The sequence below is a fragment of the Paenibacillus sp. FSL H7-0918 genome (assembly GCF_038007025.1).
Taxonomy (GTDB): domain Bacteria; phylum Bacillota; class Bacilli; order Paenibacillales; family Paenibacillaceae; genus Paenibacillus_AQ; species Paenibacillus_AQ odorifer.
In genome coordinates this window covers 1848649-1865815 of sequence record NZ_JBBOWJ010000001.1, presented here as the reverse complement: position 1 = coordinate 1865815, position 17167 = coordinate 1848649, and the positions used below count along the sequence as shown (strand labels likewise).

Annotated in this window: 12 protein-coding genes and 1 pseudogene; 12 read left to right on the top strand and 1 reads right to left on the bottom strand. The window is 43.6% G+C overall.

The annotated features are described in order from the left end of the window. From MHI15_RS08460 to MHI15_RS08425, 8 genes and pseudogenes are all read left to right on the top strand, one after another. Positions 1-861 carry a carbohydrate ABC transporter permease gene (locus MHI15_RS08460; RefSeq protein WP_036679629.1) on the top strand — a complete coding sequence of 287 codons (861 nt, stop codon included), beginning with the start codon at positions 1-3 and terminating at the stop codon, positions 859-861. Positions 862-872: 11 nt separating this feature from the next. Next, a complete protein-coding gene (locus tag MHI15_RS08455; RefSeq protein ID WP_076218763.1) occupies positions 873-2363 on the top strand; it encodes an NHL repeat-containing protein in 1491 nt (496 codons plus the stop codon). Then, complete coding sequence (locus tag MHI15_RS08450) at positions 2360-2974, top strand: YIP1 family protein (protein ID WP_076129177.1); 615 nt, start codon at positions 2360-2362, stop codon at positions 2972-2974. Before MHI15_RS08455 ends, MHI15_RS08450 begins: the two co-directional genes overlap by 4 nt. Positions 2975-2992: 18 nt before the next feature. After that, positions 2993-5365, top strand: a complete 2373-nt coding sequence (locus MHI15_RS08445; RefSeq protein ID WP_341164326.1) for a DUF5696 domain-containing protein — start codon at positions 2993-2995, stop codon at positions 5363-5365. 4 nt (positions 5366-5369) lie between these two features. Then, positions 5370-6245 carry a carbohydrate ABC transporter permease gene (locus MHI15_RS08440; RefSeq protein ID WP_081382489.1) on the top strand — a complete coding sequence of 292 codons (876 nt, stop codon included), beginning with the start codon at positions 5370-5372 and terminating at the stop codon, positions 6243-6245. A gap of 3 nt (positions 6246-6248) precedes the next feature. Further along, the gene (locus tag MHI15_RS08435; protein ID WP_051491074.1) at positions 6249-7241 is read left to right on the top strand and encodes a carbohydrate ABC transporter permease; all 993 of its coding nucleotides are present in this window, start codon (positions 6249-6251) and stop codon (positions 7239-7241) included. 199 nt (positions 7242-7440) lie between these two features. Beyond that, on the top strand, positions 7441-8529 hold the full coding sequence (locus MHI15_RS08430) for a low temperature requirement protein A (RefSeq protein WP_076194632.1): 1089 nt from the start codon (positions 7441-7443) through the stop codon (positions 8527-8529). Positions 8530-8726: 197 nt separating this feature from the next. Continuing rightward, a pseudogene (locus MHI15_RS08425) lies at positions 8727-9023 on the top strand (HAD-IIB family hydrolase); the annotation flags it as partial. A 148-nt stretch (positions 9024-9171) separates the two neighbouring features. Here the strand turns inward: MHI15_RS08425 and MHI15_RS08420 are convergent. After that, positions 9172-10167, bottom strand: coding sequence for a serine hydrolase domain-containing protein (locus MHI15_RS08420; protein WP_341164325.1), 996 nt, complete (start codon positions 10165-10167; stop codon positions 9172-9174). A gap of 113 nt (positions 10168-10280) precedes the next feature. Between MHI15_RS08420 and MHI15_RS08415 the strand changes: the two genes are divergently transcribed. The 4 genes from MHI15_RS08415 to MHI15_RS08400 all read left to right on the top strand — a co-directional run bounded on the left by MHI15_RS08415 (position 10281) and on the right by MHI15_RS08400 (position 17098). Then, positions 10281-12653, top strand: a complete 2373-nt coding sequence (locus MHI15_RS08415; RefSeq protein ID WP_341164324.1) for a YcdB/YcdC domain-containing protein — start codon at positions 10281-10283, stop codon at positions 12651-12653. A gap of 796 nt (positions 12654-13449) precedes the next feature. After that, on the top strand, positions 13450-15102 hold the full coding sequence (locus MHI15_RS08410) for an extracellular solute-binding protein (RefSeq protein WP_076194604.1): 1653 nt from the start codon (positions 13450-13452) through the stop codon (positions 15100-15102). Between the two features lie 183 nt (positions 15103-15285). Further along, on the top strand, positions 15286-16191 hold the full coding sequence (locus tag MHI15_RS08405; protein ID WP_036679607.1) for an ABC transporter permease: 906 nt from the start codon (positions 15286-15288) through the stop codon (positions 16189-16191). Positions 16192-16210: 19 nt separating this feature from the next. Then, positions 16211-17098: a carbohydrate ABC transporter permease gene (locus MHI15_RS08400; protein WP_038573097.1), complete on the top strand. Its 888-nt coding sequence runs from the start codon at positions 16211-16213 to the stop codon at positions 17096-17098. Positions 17099-17167: the final 69 nt, after the last annotated feature.

Here is a 17167-nt window from a genome sequence, read left to right as displayed (position 1 = left end):
ATGCACAAAATAAATTTACGGCGTATTGACTATGGCGGCATCTTTTTATATCTGTTCTTAACGGTGTTTGGCCTAATTATGCTGCTGCCACTTGTCTATATGGCAGTGACTGCTTTAAAACCAACAAGCGAACTATTCCTGTTCCCACCGCGGTTTTTCGTAGTGAATCCGACGTTGGTGAACTTTCGTGATTTGCTGTTAATTACCGGAACTTCGGCGGTGCCGTTCTCACGGTTTATTTTCAATAGCGTGGTCGTTACATCGGGGATTGTGGTCGGGGGTGTCTTAATTTCAGCAATGGCGGCTTATCCGCTTGCCAAGCACAATATGCCATTTAAAAGCGCTATCTTTAGTATGATTGTGGCGGCGCTGATGTTCTCACCCCTAGTATTGCAAATACCGCAATATCTGCTGATTAGCCGCAGCGGATTAATGAATTCGTATTTTGCAATGATCTTACCTTATCTGGCTGCACCAATGGGAATGTTTCTTATGACCCAGTTCCTGCGGCAGCTTCCAGATGCTTTATTAGAGGCGGCCCGCATAGACGGGGCTTCAGAATGGAAGGTATTCTGGGTGGTTGTGATGCCAATGCTTAAGCCGGCGATTTCGACTTTTGCTTTATTTAGCTTCATTTCTGCTTGGAATGATCCGTATCCTTCAATGGTCTATACGACTGTTCAGGAAATGAAGACATTGCCGCTTGCCATCCAAACCATCAGTGGTGGAGCCGGAGTCGTTGCTAGGGTAGGCACTTTGGCAGCAGCAAGCTTCTTGATGATTCTCCCGACTATTCTTGTCTTTATATTAACGCAGCGGATGGTGCTTCAGACAATGGCCCATTCGGGGCTGAAGGAATAGGGGGAGTCATGATGATAGGACGTAATATGAAAAAAATGCTGCTAACAGGGCTACTGGTGACGCTGACACTGCCAGTGCTGCTGCTTCCAGGGCAGGCGCTAGCTGGCGAAGCCCCGTATGAGGGGTATACGTGGAATCAGTCCGGCAATGAGGTCCGCTCGATTAATGGTTATCTCTACGATTCTTCTATCGATCCAACAGGAACAGATACGGGGTCCTTCAAAAATCCGGAATCTCTCTTTATTAGTGATGACGATTCACTCTACGTAGTAGACACGGGCAATAGCCGGATTGTTCATATGGATAAGGACGGTCGTCTGCTAAATTTGATCGGTGATACGGAAGGCAGCGGCAAGCTGCAGGAGCCGAAGGGTGTATTCGTGAAAGAGGATGGAACGGTATATGTAGCAGATACAAAAAACGCGCGTATTGCTATTTTTGATAAAAATGGCAAGTTTGTAAAAGAGTTTCTAAAACCGGATAGCCCATTACTGGGTGCTAATTTCTCTTATTCTCCTTCTAAATTAGTTGTAGATAAGCGTGATTATATGTATGTGGTGAGCGATGGTAACACGCAGGGGTTGCTGCAAATTGACTCGGGCGGTAAGTTCAAGGGGTTCTATGGAGCGAACCATGTAGGCTTCTCCTGGACACGACTCTTAATTAAGCTGGTGGCCACCAAAGAGCAGCAGAACCAGCTGGCGACCGTTAAACCTTCTGAGTTCTCCAACGTGGATCTGGATGAAGAAGGATTTATCTACAGCACGACCCTGGGCGAAGAGTATAACCAGATCAAACGGTTATCTCCGGTAGGCGTAGATACGCTGAACATTGGTAAACACTGGTACGGCGATTATTACTCCGAGGGTCCATTCAGTATGGCTTCTTTTATGGGCATCAGTATTGATAAGAACGGGTTTATAACCGCGCTGGATTTGCAGTCCAGTAAAGTCTTCCAATATGACAAGCTGGGGAATTTGTTATTCAGCTTCGGCGGGATCGGGGATCAGAATGGACTCTTCGTGACTCCTTCCGCCGTAGATCAAACCGCTGATGGTCTGATCTATGTAGTGGATAAAGGACGGGGCAGAATCGATCGCTTCCGGACCACGCCGTTTGCGGATTTGGTTCATCAGGCATCTTTGCTATATGTAGATGGCAGCTATGACGAAGCGCAATCCTTATGGCAAGAGGTGCTGCGATTAAACGCCAATTATGATATGGCTTATCAGGCTATCGGCAAAGCGCTTTATAAAGCAGAGCAATATAAGGAATCTATGAGCTATTTCAAGCTTTCAAATTCCAAAGCTGACTATTCATCCGCTTTCCGCGAATATCGTAAATTGTATATCCGGGAGCACTTTACTTATTTCTTTGCCGGCGGAATTGGACTGTTCTTAGTACTGTTCTGGAGTGCGCCGAGATTATACCGGAGATTCCATGCCTGGCTGTATAGAGGAAACAAGGCAGTTTTGGAACCGGCAAAGGGGGAGATTGGATGAACACTTTGCGAATGATTCATCAGGTTGTAGTTCATCCTTATCAGTTCTATAACGATATTCAAGGAAAGCAGCGTATCCGCTGGATACAGGGGATTGCCATCGTTCTACTGACCTTTGTGGCACGAATGATCTCGATTCTGATTACAGGGTATGCTTTTCAAACTAGAGAGCCGCATGAAATCTCTATGTTTCATGAGTTTATTTGGCTTATCGTTCCTTGGTTGACCTGGTGTGTCTCGAACTGGGGTGTCAGTACGATTATGGATGGTGAGGGGAAATTTAAAGAGATTTTTGTGGGCAGTGCCTTTGCGCTTGTTCCATACATGCTCTTTATCATCCCAGTCACACTGCTAACGTTGGTCCTTTCGCTGGATGAGGCTTCAACCTTCAATCTGCTGCACAAGTTTGTGATTCTTTGGGTGGCTTGGTTGATTTTAATGAAGGTGAAGATCCTGCATGATTTTGAGATTCGCAAGGTTATTTTTATCACCATAATCAGTGTAATAGGGATCGCCATTATCTGGTTTGTAGGCATTTTGCTATTTGGTATTTCCAATCAATTTGTTTCATTTATTGTCGATCTGCTCAAAGAATTGAGATTGCGCGCGTAAGGAGGGAAAGGTAACACGATGAGAAAAAAAGTTAAAGTGCGGGCCATTCTCTGTATTGTTGTGATGATGCTGTTCGCAGTGATAAATGTTCAACCCGAACACAGTTCCGCCGATCCGTCTACCGCTGCGCAGTCTGTTCAGACTGAAGAAAGCAAAGAGGTTGGGCAAGAGCAAACATCGGTGGTGACTGAACCAGCTGAAGGGCAGGCCACTGCTGTGCAAGAAAAGGAGACCACGGCTCCGGCAGAAGAGCAGGCTCCAGCCGCTGTAGCAGCACCTGTACAGAAGGTTGAGCTACAGCCGGTCACGCCTGGAACAAAAGCATTGGAGAACGAACGCTATATTTTATATGTAGATGAGAAATCGGGAAATCTTCGCATCACAGACAAAATCACAAACAAGGAGTGGCTTGGATCTCCACAGCTGGAGCGAACAGCCATGCCAAATATTAAGAAATATACGACCGCGCCAATTTATGCCAGATACACACAGGGGGCTGACATTACACAGGTCTACCCACTTAAAGATGAAGACTCCACGGTTACCGTAACGATTGAGCAAGATGTCGTCCGCGCGGAGTTTGCTTTTATTAGCCTGAAGCTTTCTTTTGCTCTGGAGTACAGACTGACTGCTAATGGATTTGAGGCTTCCATTCCACAGGAGTATTTGAAGGAAGAGGGGAATGCGAAATTCACGAGTCTGGAGGTGCTGCCATTTTTTCATGCGGCTAGAGAAGATGCAGAGGGGGCAATGATGCTTCCAGATGGTTCAGGGGCATTGCTGGAGTTTCGGAAAGATCATCCCGCTTATTTGAAAGGTTATTCTGAATACATTTACGGCGGGGACGAAACCTTCGTGAAACAAAATCATGAAATTACGGATAACTCTTGGCAAAAGGCGGCACCTCTTAAAAAAGCTATCGCCTTGCCAGTGTTTGGGATCTATCAGGGAGACACAGGATATTTAGCAATTGTTACTAAGGGAGATACCGACGCTAAAATCAACGGTGTTCCATCAGGCATTCGCGCTATTTCGCTTTATAGAGCATCAAGTGAATTTACCCTGCGCAAGGATGATGTTATTTTTGTCGGCAATTCCGGCCAAATTCCTTATTATCAGGGTGAGATGATCAAAACCGATCGTAACGTACGTTATGTTCTGCTCCAAGGTGAGGAAGCCAACTACGTTGGGATGGCGAAGGAATACCGTAATTACTTAATGGAGGAGAAAAAGGTCAAGGAAGTAGTTCTTGAGAACACGCCATTGTATCTTCAAGTGCTCGGTGGGATTTCACGTGATGAAGTCATCGGTTCAACTTTTATAGAAGCAGCTACGTTTAAACAAATCAAGGACATGATTGATCAATATCAGGCAGAGGGTGTTACTCAGCTAGAGATTACGATCGAGGGATGGTCCAAAAATGGTTTATACGGAAACCAGCCAGAACAATTCCCTGTTGAGAAGAAGCTGGGAGGCAATAAGGGACTAAAAGAGCTTCAGGAATATGCCGCAGGCAAGGGCGTAAATCTTTATTTGAAAGCTAACTACGTGAAACCTTACCAAGATAGCAACGGCGTGAAGGCAAGCAGAGATGCTGTCCGCGGTATTAATCGTGAAGTCTTGAAGCAGTACGTCTATTATCTCTCTACCCGGTGGAATACGGATGACTATTTTTATTTAATGAAACCTAGTGTTATCGCAAAACGCAGTAATGCTGAGTTAAGCAAGTTTCAGGATCTGGGTGTGAAGGGTGTGCAGTTTGAACACTTTGGAAGCTTGCTATACTCCGATGAGGATAATAAATCCAATACGGACCGCCAGCTTACAGAAGATACTTATGTTAATGCATTGGATAACTTCCGTAAGGGTGAGCTTAACACGGCAGTAGATTATGGTTTTGCCTATACATTAGGACATGTGAACCGGATTGATCAGGTGCCGCTCGACTCCAGTCAATTTGTCTATACAGATCGGGCGATTCCTTTTTATCAACTAGTGTTACACGGCTTAGTGCCTTATACAGCAAGCCCGGTTAATCTGTACGATGATTCCCGTAACCAAACCTTACGGGCGCTGGAATATGGAGCCCTTCCAAGTTATGAATTAACCTATGCTCCGACTAGCGATCTTCAGAGAACCATGGCAGACCGGCTGTTCAGCTCTAGTCTTGAGAACTGGCTGGCACCTTCTGTGCAGAATTATCTCACATTGAAAGAGGTCTATGACAGCATTAGCAACCAGCAAATGACGAATCATGAGCAGCTGCAAAGTAAGGTCTTTCGGACGACTTATGCAAACGGTTTGAGCATTATAGTCAACTATAATGAGCAGTCCGTTGACGTGTCTGGTCAGACCGTCGAGGCATTCAGCTATGCGGTAACAGGAGGATGATGAAGTGAAAAAATCAAAGCTATCGATGCGAGCGCGTTATTTCGTTGAAGGATATTCCTTCATCGGCCTGTGGCTGGTCGGATTTCTGGTGTTTATGGCTGTTCCGCTGGGCCGTTCCTTGTATTATTCCTTTCAGGATCTCCAAGTGAGCAAAGGCGGCTTACTGGCCACTTTTGTTGGGATGGAGCATTATCGCGCCGCTTTTACTACAGATGTTAATTTCTTGCCTCTGCTTAAATCGACGATGGTGTCGACGGTGACTCAGGTTCCGTTAATTCTTATCTTTTCGCTCTTTTGTGCGATTCTGCTAAATCGCGGACTCGTAGGAAAAACCTTTTTCCGTGGCGTATTCTTTTTGCCGGTCATCATTGCTTCAGGGGCGATCCTGGGCAAATTGATGGATCAGGGTGCCGCAAATTTACCTATTTTTTATAACCAGGATTTATATGATAAGCTCCATAACTTTATCCCCGGCGACATTTTGAAGTCGTTGCTGAAATATGCAGAATCTTTAACGCTGGTGATGTGGGATTCTGGCGTGCAAATTCTGATTTTTCTAGCGGGGTTACAGACGATTTCTGTTTCACTGTATGAAGCGGCCAAATGTGATGGAGCAACCGCGTGGGAGAGCTTTTGGAAAATCACCTTCCCGATGATTATGCCGATGATGCTCGTAAACACATTGTTTAGTATCGTCAGCTCATTCACGAAGGCAGATAATCAAATCATGAGTCATATTTTGAATGTCGTCTTTAAGAATAATGATTTTGGATATGGCTCAGCGATGGGCTGGATTTATTTTGTGTTTATTTTCTTGGTTCTGGGTTTGGTCTTCCTGTTATTCAGCAAGTCGCTCGGTGCCACCGAAGGGAGGAAGTAGAAGATGTTGAAGGAATCCGTAAAGCAGGTTCGGACAACGAACATGGAACATCTGACAACTCGTCTAAAAGCAAGCGGCAAGCTGGACAGGGTCGTGAAACGTTCGCTTCAGGTGCTGAATATCGCTTTTTATTACTTGGTTATTCTCAGCTTAACGTTCGTATTCCTATATCCCTTGTTATACATGGTATCCAAATCCATGATGCAAGTAACAGACGTGGCCGATGCCACAGTGCAATGGCTTCCGAAAAAGATTAGTTTTGGCAACTATTTTCTGGCATGGGATTCGCTTAAATTCTGGGCCGGGTTCGCAAATAGTGCGATTATTTCCTTCGGGAGTGCGGTTCTGCAAATCTTAAGCTGTTCCTTAATCGGTTATGGTTTTGCCAGATACCGTTTTCCAGGCTACGCAGTGTGTTTCGTTCTGCTACTGTTTACTTTTCTAGTTCCACCGCAGACGATTGTTGTGCCACTGTATTTGTTCTTTAGTGACTTGGGGTGGATTAATACACATTTGCCGTTTGTGGTTCCTTCTATGTTTGGGCACGGGTTGAAGGGGGCATTATTCGTACTGATCTTTATTCAGTTCTACCGCGGCATGCCTAAAGTGTTGGAGGAAGCAGCACGTATCGACGGTGCAGGCGCATTCAGAACGTACTGGAAAATCATGTTTCCTATCGCCAAGCCGGCAATGCTGATCGTATTCTTGTTCTCTGTGGTATGGCACTGGAATGACAGCTTTGAACCGAATACGTATTTAACAACACCGGATTTCTATAATCTGTCGCAGCGATTAGCGATGTTTTATGGTTCCAATAATCAGGCAGCGGAGACGATGTCGCAAATGACTTCGGGTTCTATTGGGATGGCCCCAACTGGACTGAATCAGGTTATGGCGGCGTGTATTCTAACCATTCTGCCAATTCTGATTCTGTATTTGTTCGTACAGCGTCATTTTGTAGAAAGTGTGGAACGCTCCGGTATTGCCGGGGAATAACTTTATTTACTAAAAACCAGCAAGCTCCCTGTGTGGAGGCTTGCTGGTTTTATTTTTAGGTAAAGGGTCTTCAAATTAGTATATCAATTCGGTTAAGATGGATAAGTATCCGATAAACTGTATTAGAAATACACATCCAAACCAAGGGAGTCAGACGATGAATAAACACACATCGGGATTTGAGCACAGTACAGTATCCATTGCTGAGAAGAAAGTTACTTGGCTGGAGCTATTTTATGATCTGCTTTTTGTAGCAGCAGTTTCAAAAGCGAGCCATGTCCTATTGCATGTAGAGGCGGGTACAATTCCACTTGAATACTTATCCAAATTTATCTTAATATTTATTCCGATCTGGTGGGCTTGGGTAGGGCAATCGCTTTTTGTGAATCGGTTTGGGCAAGATATCTTTTCACATCGGATATTCTTGATTCTACAATTATTTTTTGTATTAATAATGACGGCGAGCCTATCGGTTAACTTTGATCAATATTATATGCCATTCTTAATAGGTTATGTTGGTTTAAGAGCTATGACAGCCATTCAATATCTTACGATAAATAAGAATGAAGCGGCTGATAGAAAGGGCACTGCCCGGTATTTGGGAAGCAGATTTTGGATTGGATTAGTGATCTCTTCTTTATCACTTTTCTTTGACTCTTGGATGCGTTATGTAGTTTTGTATGCGGGAATTACTGTAGACATTCTGCTTCCATTAGTAGGCCGGAAATACTTGGTAAAAAGTCCGATCAATACTCATCATTTATTGGAACGCTTTTCGTTGTTTACGCTTATTCTGCTTGGGGAATCAGTGGTCAGTATCCTTGCGGTTTTACAGTCTAGCCACTGGACATGGCAATCTATTGTATTTGCATTATTAACTTTTCTATTAATTATAGCTATGTGGTGGCAATATTTTGATAATGTTGAAAAGAAAGTGGATAAGACTATAGAGACTGCCGGGCAAACCATAATTTACGGGCATTTATTTATTTATGTATCCTTGAGTATGATTGCAGCTTCGATCCAACTGTTATTTTTAGATCAATTAAATTATATATTTATGGTGTGTTTTGTTTTTGGATCGGTCCTGCTCTACTTCTGCTCTACCTCACTGGTCTTCCATAAATATAGACGTATACAGCAACGGTTAGGGATATTCCATTTGACGTTATTATTAGGTTTACTTGGTGTTTTTTTCGCAGTAGATTTGTTGTTCCTTATACCTAATTACCTGATCATTGGTGAAATGATGTTATTTTTTGTGGTATATGCAAAATTAACGACGTAAGCTTGTTGTGCTGAAGCTGAATAAGAAAACAAGAAGGAAGCCGATCCGTGTGATCGGCTTCCTTCTTGTTTTAGATCCCATGAAATATAATCTATCTAGTTACGATCGAACGGGGAGGCTTATTTCATAATATGTATAAGATTGTATTTTTTGATGTGGACGGTACTCTAGTGAGTGAAATTGATAGAAGTATCCCAAGATTTCCTGAATTATGGTTCGAACGTTTTCACGGATACGTTATGAATGTGCTTGAAGAAACAAAAGTTTCTAAATCAACGGCGATTAAACAGGTGCTGGATTATCTGAATATTTGCAAGTCAGAGGCTATCGCGTTTGGTGACGGTGGGAATGATATCGACATGTTGGAGTATGTGGGATTGGGCATTGCGATGGGAAACGGTGCGGAACAGTTAAAACAAAAAGCCGATTTTGTTACAAAAAAAGCAAGTGAAGGCGGGATAGCCTACGCATTAAAGAAATTTGGCGTCATTTAAGCTTGTAGCAAACGAGTTGAAGAAAAATTAATAGCGATCATTTGTACAAAACTAACAGCGACAGCCCAAGACTTTATCAGTCTATGGCTGCGGCTGCTTTATGGATTGTGTGGTATCCACACATAGAACTGCATGTGATTCCTGGTTCTTACTGCCCTAGAAGAGCTGGCACAATAAATCGGCCGAAAACATTTGCAGGAGAGCCTTTTTTGTACTTATCCGCGGTGATAACGGCAACCAGCTCGTAAGCAGGAACTACAATGATATGCTGCCCTTTAAAGCCGAGTGCAAAATAATAAGGGATCTCGTTCGGCTGTTGCTCTGAACCTGCATTGAATTGGGATACCCACCAATGCCAGCCGTAGAATCCTTTTTGCGGATGATTGGCTTCAACGTAAGGGCGAGTAGATTGCTGAATTGTATCTGAAAAAAGGATCTGCTGATCCTTCCAGCGTCCCTCTTGCAAATAAAGTAAGCCGAATTTCAGCATATCCTCCGGCTTCAGATGAAGTCCGAACCCACCGGTATGTATGCCTTGCGGATCACTCTCCCAGTGATAGCTTTGAATGCCAAGTGGTTGAAACAGCTGATCTTCGGCAAATTCTGCAACCGCCTGTCCAGCACAATTACGCAGGATTGCGGACAAGAGCTGAGAGGAGCCTGAGTTATAAGTCATCACGGTTCCTGGTGTATGAGCTAATGGCTGTGCAAGCACAAATTTTATCCAGTCTGCGGTTTTAGTCATGGCCGGAAAAGAATTCTGCCCACCAAACTCTGTCCAGTTAAAGCCTCCGGTCATCGTTAATAAGTGTTCGATAGTGATCTCTCTTTTACGTGGGTCACGATCTTCTTTTAATGAAGGAAAAAATAAAGAAATAGGTGTGTCTGGAGGTGGAATCATTTGTTTATCTATGGCTATGCAAACTAAGGCGGAGAGTACGCTTTTGGTGCACGAGTTGATTTTGCCAAGCTCTTCAGCGATTTGTGGATCGCGGTAATGCTCCAGTATGGGTTCTCCATGTTGAACGATTAGACAACTGCGAATGTCTAGGTTAGTAATGCCGTCAATAAGCGGCTGAAGGTTCCATTCAGTAATGTCGGTGACCCCCTTTCTAGATGAATTATAGCTGCAACTGTTTACCATTATAGCTCACATCACAAAAATGTCGTAATTTCCTGTCGTTAAATAATTATGGAAAATACAAGAAAATATCTGTATAATAATATGAATCACGTGTTAGAGGAGGATGAATTCTTTTGAAAAGCAATAGTACTCTTTTTGTTCATCAAACAGCTAAAACGGTATTAATCACTTCCGTTGCACTCGCGTTACTCTTACCCCCTGGCTTAGCCGCAGCCGATTCTATAACTGTTAGCAGCAACACTTCCGTAACGCAGGTTAGTACGCAATCAGCGGCTCCAGCTACGACTACGAAATCTGAGGCTGATCCTGCAAAAGTGAAATTCACGCAGGAGCAAGCCATTGCAAAGTTAAAAGAACTATTCCCTTCTCTAAAAGATGCAACTGTAAACAATGTTCAACTGGGATCTAACCAAAGCTACCCAGCTCCAGCAAATCAAATGATCTGGCATATTCAGTGGCAGGTTCAAGAAGGGAATATAGGATATGGTTTTAGCAGTGAGGTAGACGCCATTAATGGTGATATCATCAACACCTATCTCTCATTCTCCCAGGAGAAGAACGAATCCTATTATCCACCGAAAGTATCGCAGACTCAGGCATTGGAGATCGCCAAGACTTTTGTGGCTAAGGCAGCCTCATCGGTTAAGAGCAGTGAGCTGCAATTAAATGAGAATGTTGGTTATAGTTATTTTTCGGAATCATTATTCGGTCCTGTTCAATATGGATATAACTTCAGTATTCTGAAAAATGGTATTCCTTCTGGATCGGACAGCATTAACATAGTTGTGGATGGTAACGGAACTGTAACGCAATTCTCTAAGTCTTCTCAAGGGCTTGAGTACCCGTCTGCACAGCCCAAGATTACCTTGGAGCAAGCACAGAAGCAATTTGCGGAACAGTTTGATGTGGGCCTATTTTACATTCCTATTTATAAGAACGGAAAACCTAACAACTGGATCCTAGGCTGGCGTCCAATAGATCAGTCTCTATATCCTATCGATGCATTAACGGGCAAGCGGATAGATTATGAAGGAAAAGAATCCGTATCCACCTCAGTCGTGTATTCAGAAGTAGCGAAGAGCAAGGATGTTTTTCAGGCAAGAAGTTCTAGTACAGAGCTTTCTGCAAAAGAAGCAGCACAGCTTGTAGAGAAGGTTGCTTATATCCCGGCAGATCGTAAATTGATCTCGCAAACCTTGAGAAATGACTATCAGGATTCAGATCGAAAAATCTGGCAGCTATACTGGGGCAGTAATGGAAATGATCGTTACATTGGTGCTGGCTTTCCAGAACAATCCTCTGCCGAGATCGATGCAAAGACCGGTGAAGTATTGCAGTACCAGGTTCAAGCTTATGGTGCTATTCAGGATAAGAAGAAGGAAGAGCCGGCACCTGCTGGAGGTAAGAAGCTTAGTGAGGCTGAAGCGAAGGTGAAAGCGCTTAGTATAATTAATAGTCTATATCCTCAGGCGAGCCAGAAGCTAAAGCTGGTAGAATACGGGGATAATTCGAGTTTGACTTCAGACGGATCAGGATATGGATACCAGTTTATTAGATATCATCAAGGAATTCCTGTGAGTGACAGCACCATTACGGTAAGTTTGGATCTTTACGGCAGACTGACTTCTTACATGGGGAATCGGATAAGCGGTATCGATGGAATCACATTATCGCCTGATGCAACAATTTCCAAGAAAGAAGCGCTCGAAAGTTATAAGCCTAAATATCAGACTAAGCTGAAATATACTCAGGTTGGTGGATACAATACTTATAGTAACTATGTCGCACCGAAGGTGAAGCTGGTATATGATACAACCTTTGATGAATCTAACGGATTGAATCAGGTTTTGGATGCAGCTACTGGAAAATGGGTTGCGGTGTATGATTACCTCGGTCAGCAGGATGCTCAACTATCTGCAACGGACATCAAAGGTCATGCAGCAGAGCGGGAATTATCAGAATTGGTAAACCACCATGTGATTACACCGGATGCCGATGGCAAAGTGAACCCGGATCAAGAAATAACTGTCGGTGATTGGTTATCCTATCTTGCCAAAGCTTCTAGTCCAAATTTCACCAATTATTATAATAATAATGAACGAAAAACTGTGGCAGGCGTGAAGCCAGAGAATTCATATTATGATGCAGTTATTTTTGCAGCAGATCGTAAATGGATCAATAAGGATGAAAGCCTGCAAGTAGAGAGTAAGTTAACCCGGGAACAGCTTGCTGTTCATCTGGCTAATTTCTTGAAATACAATAAACTCACAGCTTATCTTGATAAAGATGTGACTGTAAGTCAGTTTAGTGATAGCTCAGCTATAAACAATAAAGGGGCCGTGGCTCTTGTTGTGAAATTGGGACTCTTAAAGGATGACAACGGCAAGTTTAATCCGCAGCAGAATGTAACAAAAGCGCTGGCGGCTTCGGTGATCATGAAGCTAGTGGAGCTGCAAGGAAAGACCGATCAGATCATAGGTCAATAAGTGTTAAAAAGACAGCCAGGCAGCGATTCTCCGACGATTGGAGAATCGCTGCCTGGTTTTTTAGTTTGCAGCGCGGCGGATTGAATAAAGCATCTCTATCTGGCAGATGCAGTTTCCAGTATCCTCTCAGCATTTTTTGTGCGCCGATTCTTGCTGGAATCCGCAAAATAACTGCATTCTATACAGCTATTTCTTATGCAAAAGGTGAATGTGTATCTTTAATTGCATTCTCTGCAACTAAAAACTAGAGAATTCACCTACTGGCGAGAAAAGCAAGAATATAAGTGTACGGAATACACTTATATCCTTTGGCCGAGTGATTTGATGCATTATAAGTGTACTAAATACAATTAAACGCGTAATGCCGCGTAATGCCGCGTAATGCCGCGTAATCCTCCGCGTAATCCTCCGCGTAATCCTCAGCGCAATCCTCAACGCAATTCTCAACGCAATTCTCAGCGTAATCCTCAGCGCAATTCTCAGCGTAATCCTCCGCGCAATCCTCAGTCCAATCCGCCTACACTATGCACCGCCGGCTCACTATATAGGTAATCTTGATGGCTAAGATTCTTAAGGGATAGCATAAGGATCAGCCTCTTTTTTGTGTGATTAATTACCAATACATAGACACTTACAAACTCACAGTATTATGATAATCAGAGTGACCCTAAAGCGGAGCTTTGTTAGGCGAACATGAATAGGTAAAGAAAAGATACCGAATGTAAACGGTTCACACTCGCTGTGTTAACGCTTTCTTCTTACAATTAGGATATAGAAAATAAGGGAGGTTCAATAGATGAAAAGAAAGATTAAAGGCTTGCCTTTAATGGCATCGGCCATTGTTTTATCATTAGTTTTCAGTGGTTGCTCCAGCAATAATAGTGGAAACAGTAGTAGTACCGCAGAGGGAAACACTAGTGCGCAAACGGAAATGGAAGGCGGCCCTTTAACCAAATATGATCCGCCGATCAAACTTCGCTCCACGATGAACGAAACAGGCAAAGAGACGTTGGCGCAGGGCGATACACATTCCAATAACATCTGGACCAGAGGATACGAGGAAGAGCTTGGGATTAAAGTGTCCTATGACTGGATTGTGGCTGATGCTAACTATAACGATAAAATGAATGTTACCTTGGCGAGCGGGGATTTACCTGATTTGTTAAAGGTGTCCACGGTGCAATTCGAGCAGCTTTATGAAGCTGGCATGTTGGAGGATTTGACCGGGGTATTTGATAAATATGCTTCGGATCTTGTCAAAGAATATTACGCTGAAGAGGACGGAGCAGGGCTTAAGCCGGTTACGAAAGATGGAAAACTGATGGCGATGGTAAGCTTCCCGGGTTCGCTGGATTCCTCTGATATGATATGGATTCGAAAAGACTGGATGGACAAGCTGAATCTGGCAGAGCCAACATCCATGCAGGATATTATTAAGATTGCAGAAGACTTTACATTTAAAGATCCAGACGGAAATGGCAAACAGGATACTTACGGCATTTCGTTGAACAAGGACTTGCCAATCAATGCGTTTCTACTCGGGTACCATGCTTACCTGGAAACTTGGATCAAAAACGCCGATGGCGAGGTTGTGAATGGTACGATTCAACCGGAGGTAAAGGCTGGACTTGCGGAGCTGCAAAGATTGTATAAGGAAGGAGTCATTGATCCAGAGTTTGGGGTAAAAGACTTTGCCAAAGCGATGGAGGATGTGAATGCTGGTAAATCCGGTATGTTATTTTTGCCGCAATGGGCCCCTTTCCAAGTAAAGGACATGATTAAAAAGGATCAAAATGTTAACTGGGTGCCTTATCCAGTACAATCTATTGATGACCAACCTGCCAAAACTCAAAACCATCTTACGATTGGAGGCGTATTCGCGGTCCGTAAGGGCTACGAGCATCCGGAGGCATTGATCAAGCTGCTTAACTTCCAAGCAGAGAAAATGTTTGGGGAGTCCGCTAAAACGGAACGGGCAAAATATTTGAACGGGGACACAGGTCTGGGCTTCCAAAATGCGGTTGTATCCAACCTGCCACCGAACAAAAATGTAAAAGCACAGGATGAAGTGGAAAAAGCCCTTGAATCGGGAGATACCTCAAACATGGGCCTTGAAGCTAAATTATTCTATGATGATATTCAAAGCTACCGCGGTGGAGATCTTGATAAATGGCATATGGAACGGATCTTTGGGCCGCTTAGCTCACAATCGGTTATCAAACACTACCGCGACAATGACTTGGTGTTGATGAATGAGTTCATTTATGCCCCAACTAAAACGATGAACAGCAAAGCGGCTACCTTGGATAAACTGCGTGCAGAGACCTTTGTCAAAATCATTTACGGAAGTCTTCCTATCGATGAATTCGACAAATTCGTAGCCAACTGGAAAAAGCTCGGTGGAGATCAAATAACGAAAGAAGTAAATGATATCGTAAAAGCAAACTAGTAAAAACGACGCAGAAGAGGACTGCCCCTAGTCATGATAATGACAAACGGGCAGTTCTTTTTTTGGCTGAACAGCTATTCGGTTCGATAGCCAGGTCAACAAAAGATACTTAAAGTCAATACGCTACACTATTAAGGCAATTTGGGGCTGCTCTATAATTGAGATACAAGGAGGAGAAAGCATATGCACTTTAATACTAAGCAATTTCTACGTAATATTCCGCTCCATTTAATGATTTTACCTGCCTTAATAGTGATCATTATTTTTAGTTATATTCCAATGGCTGGCCTTGTAATTGCCTTCCAGAATTTTTCCCCGATTTCAGGGTTTAAGAATATGAACTGGACAGGGCTCGAAAACTTTCGTTATTTGTTTGAGCTTCCCGGTTTTGGTCAGGTCGTATGGAATACTGTATTTATCTCCGTCATGAAAATTATTGCTGGCCTGACCGTGCCAGTTATAGCGGCTTTATTGCTTAATGAGGTTCGTGTAAACGGCTTCAAACGTTCGATTCAGACGATTATTTATATGCCGCACTTTTTCTCATGGGTTATCTTGGGCGGGATTATCGTAGATGTACTGTCTCCGAGCAGCGGGATTGTCAACATGCTTTTAAAAGCACTAGGCATGCAGCCTATTCAATTTCTAGCGGACAATAGCTGGTTCCCATACGTACTAGTGATCACAGATCAATGGAAGGAGTTTGGATTCGGGACGATTATTTATTTGGCGGCTTTAACCAGCATTGACTCCTCTCTTTATGAAGCTGCTGTAATCGATGGTGCCGGAAGATGGAAGCAGACCTGGCATATTACGCTTCCGGGTATTCGCCCGATTATGATCCTGATGCTTACACTCAGCCTTGGCAACGTCCTGAACGGGGGATTTGACCAAGTGTTCAACCTGTACAATCCGCTAGTGTATGAATCAGGTGATATTTTGGACACGATGATTTACCGAATTGGTCTACAGGATGCTCAGTACTCTGTATCGACCGCACTAGGATTGATAAAATCGGTAGTTTCCTTCGTATTTATCGGGCTGGGTTATTATCTGGCGTATCGTTTTGCTAAATATCGGATTTTTTAGAGAGAAAGGAGTGGACTAAATGCACCATACTTCAACTGCTTATCGTTGGTTTCTCCGCTGCAATTATGTATTTCTGACTTTGCTCGCGGTGCTTTGTCTTTTTCCAATCGTGAATATTCTGGCGATCTCTTTCAGCTCCAGCGCAGCTGTTAACGCGGGTAGCGTAACCTTCTGGCCTGTGGATTTCACTCTTTCTTCCTATAAATATATCCTTCAGAACAACCAGTTCATTCACTCCTTCGGAACTAGTCTGCTCCGGGTAGTGCTTGGGGTATCCGTTAACTTGTTGTTTACGATTCTAGTAGCTTATCCGCTGTCTAAAGAGGCAAAGTCCTTCCGCTCACGGACCGTGTATGCCTGGATTTTTGTGTTCACGATGCTCTTCAGCGGGGGTCTGATTCCTGGCTATTTAATTGTAAAAGAAATGGGGCTGCTGGATAGCATCTGGTCGCTTGTTATACCGGGCGCGGTGCCGATCTTTAATGTTCTGCTTATGCTCAATTTCTTCAGAGGTTTGCCCAAAGAATTGGAGGAAGCCGCATGGATGGATGGCGCAGGACACTTACGTACGTTGTGGAGTGTGTATCTGCCGGTATCTATGCCAAGTATTGCGACCATTACGTTGTTCGCTTTGGTGGGTCACTGGAATGCATGGTTCGATGGCATGATTTATATGAGAAGCCCGGAACATTATCCGCTGGCCACCTATTTACAATCCATACTTCAGCAGGTATCGATCCAGACCGAAAATATTACCTTTGAACAAGCTGCGTTATTAAACCAAATCTCAGACCGTACAACGCAAGCCTCCCAGATCTTCTTGTCTATCATTCCGATCCTGGCGATTTATCCGTTCCTGCAAAGATATTTTGTGCATGGACTAGTCGTGGGTAGTGTAAAGGGTTAAACTGGACTGGACCTAAAAATAAGAAGGAGCCTGAACATGGCTCCTTCTTTATTATTATTCGATAGAAGA

Bases quoted from the DNA above. Each gene is read 5' to 3' on its own strand.
- MHI15_RS08435 (WP_051491074.1), top strand. From the start codon at position 6,249: ATGTTGAAGGAATCCGTAAAGCAGGTTCGGACAACGAACATGGAACAT.
- MHI15_RS08405 (WP_036679607.1), top strand. From the start codon at position 15,286: ATGCACTTTAATACTAAGCAATTTCTACGTAATATTCCGCTCCATTTA.
- MHI15_RS08455 (WP_076218763.1), top strand. From the start codon at position 873: ATGATAGGACGTAATATGAAAAAAATGCTGCTAACAGGGCTACTGGTG.
- MHI15_RS08450 (WP_076129177.1), top strand. From the start codon at position 2,360: ATGAACACTTTGCGAATGATTCATCAGGTTGTAGTTCATCCTTATCAG.
- MHI15_RS08400 (WP_038573097.1), top strand. From the start codon at position 16,211: ATGCACCATACTTCAACTGCTTATCGTTGGTTTCTCCGCTGCAATTAT.
- MHI15_RS08420 (WP_341164325.1), bottom strand. From the start codon at position 10,167: ATGGTAAACAGTTGCAGCTATAATTCATCTAGAAAGGGGGTCACCGAC.
- MHI15_RS08460 (WP_036679629.1), top strand. From the start codon at position 1: ATGCACAAAATAAATTTACGGCGTATTGACTATGGCGGCATCTTTTTA.
- MHI15_RS08410 (WP_076194604.1), top strand. From the start codon at position 13,450: ATGAAAAGAAAGATTAAAGGCTTGCCTTTAATGGCATCGGCCATTGTT.
- MHI15_RS08445 (WP_341164326.1), top strand. From the start codon at position 2,993: ATGAGAAAAAAAGTTAAAGTGCGGGCCATTCTCTGTATTGTTGTGATG.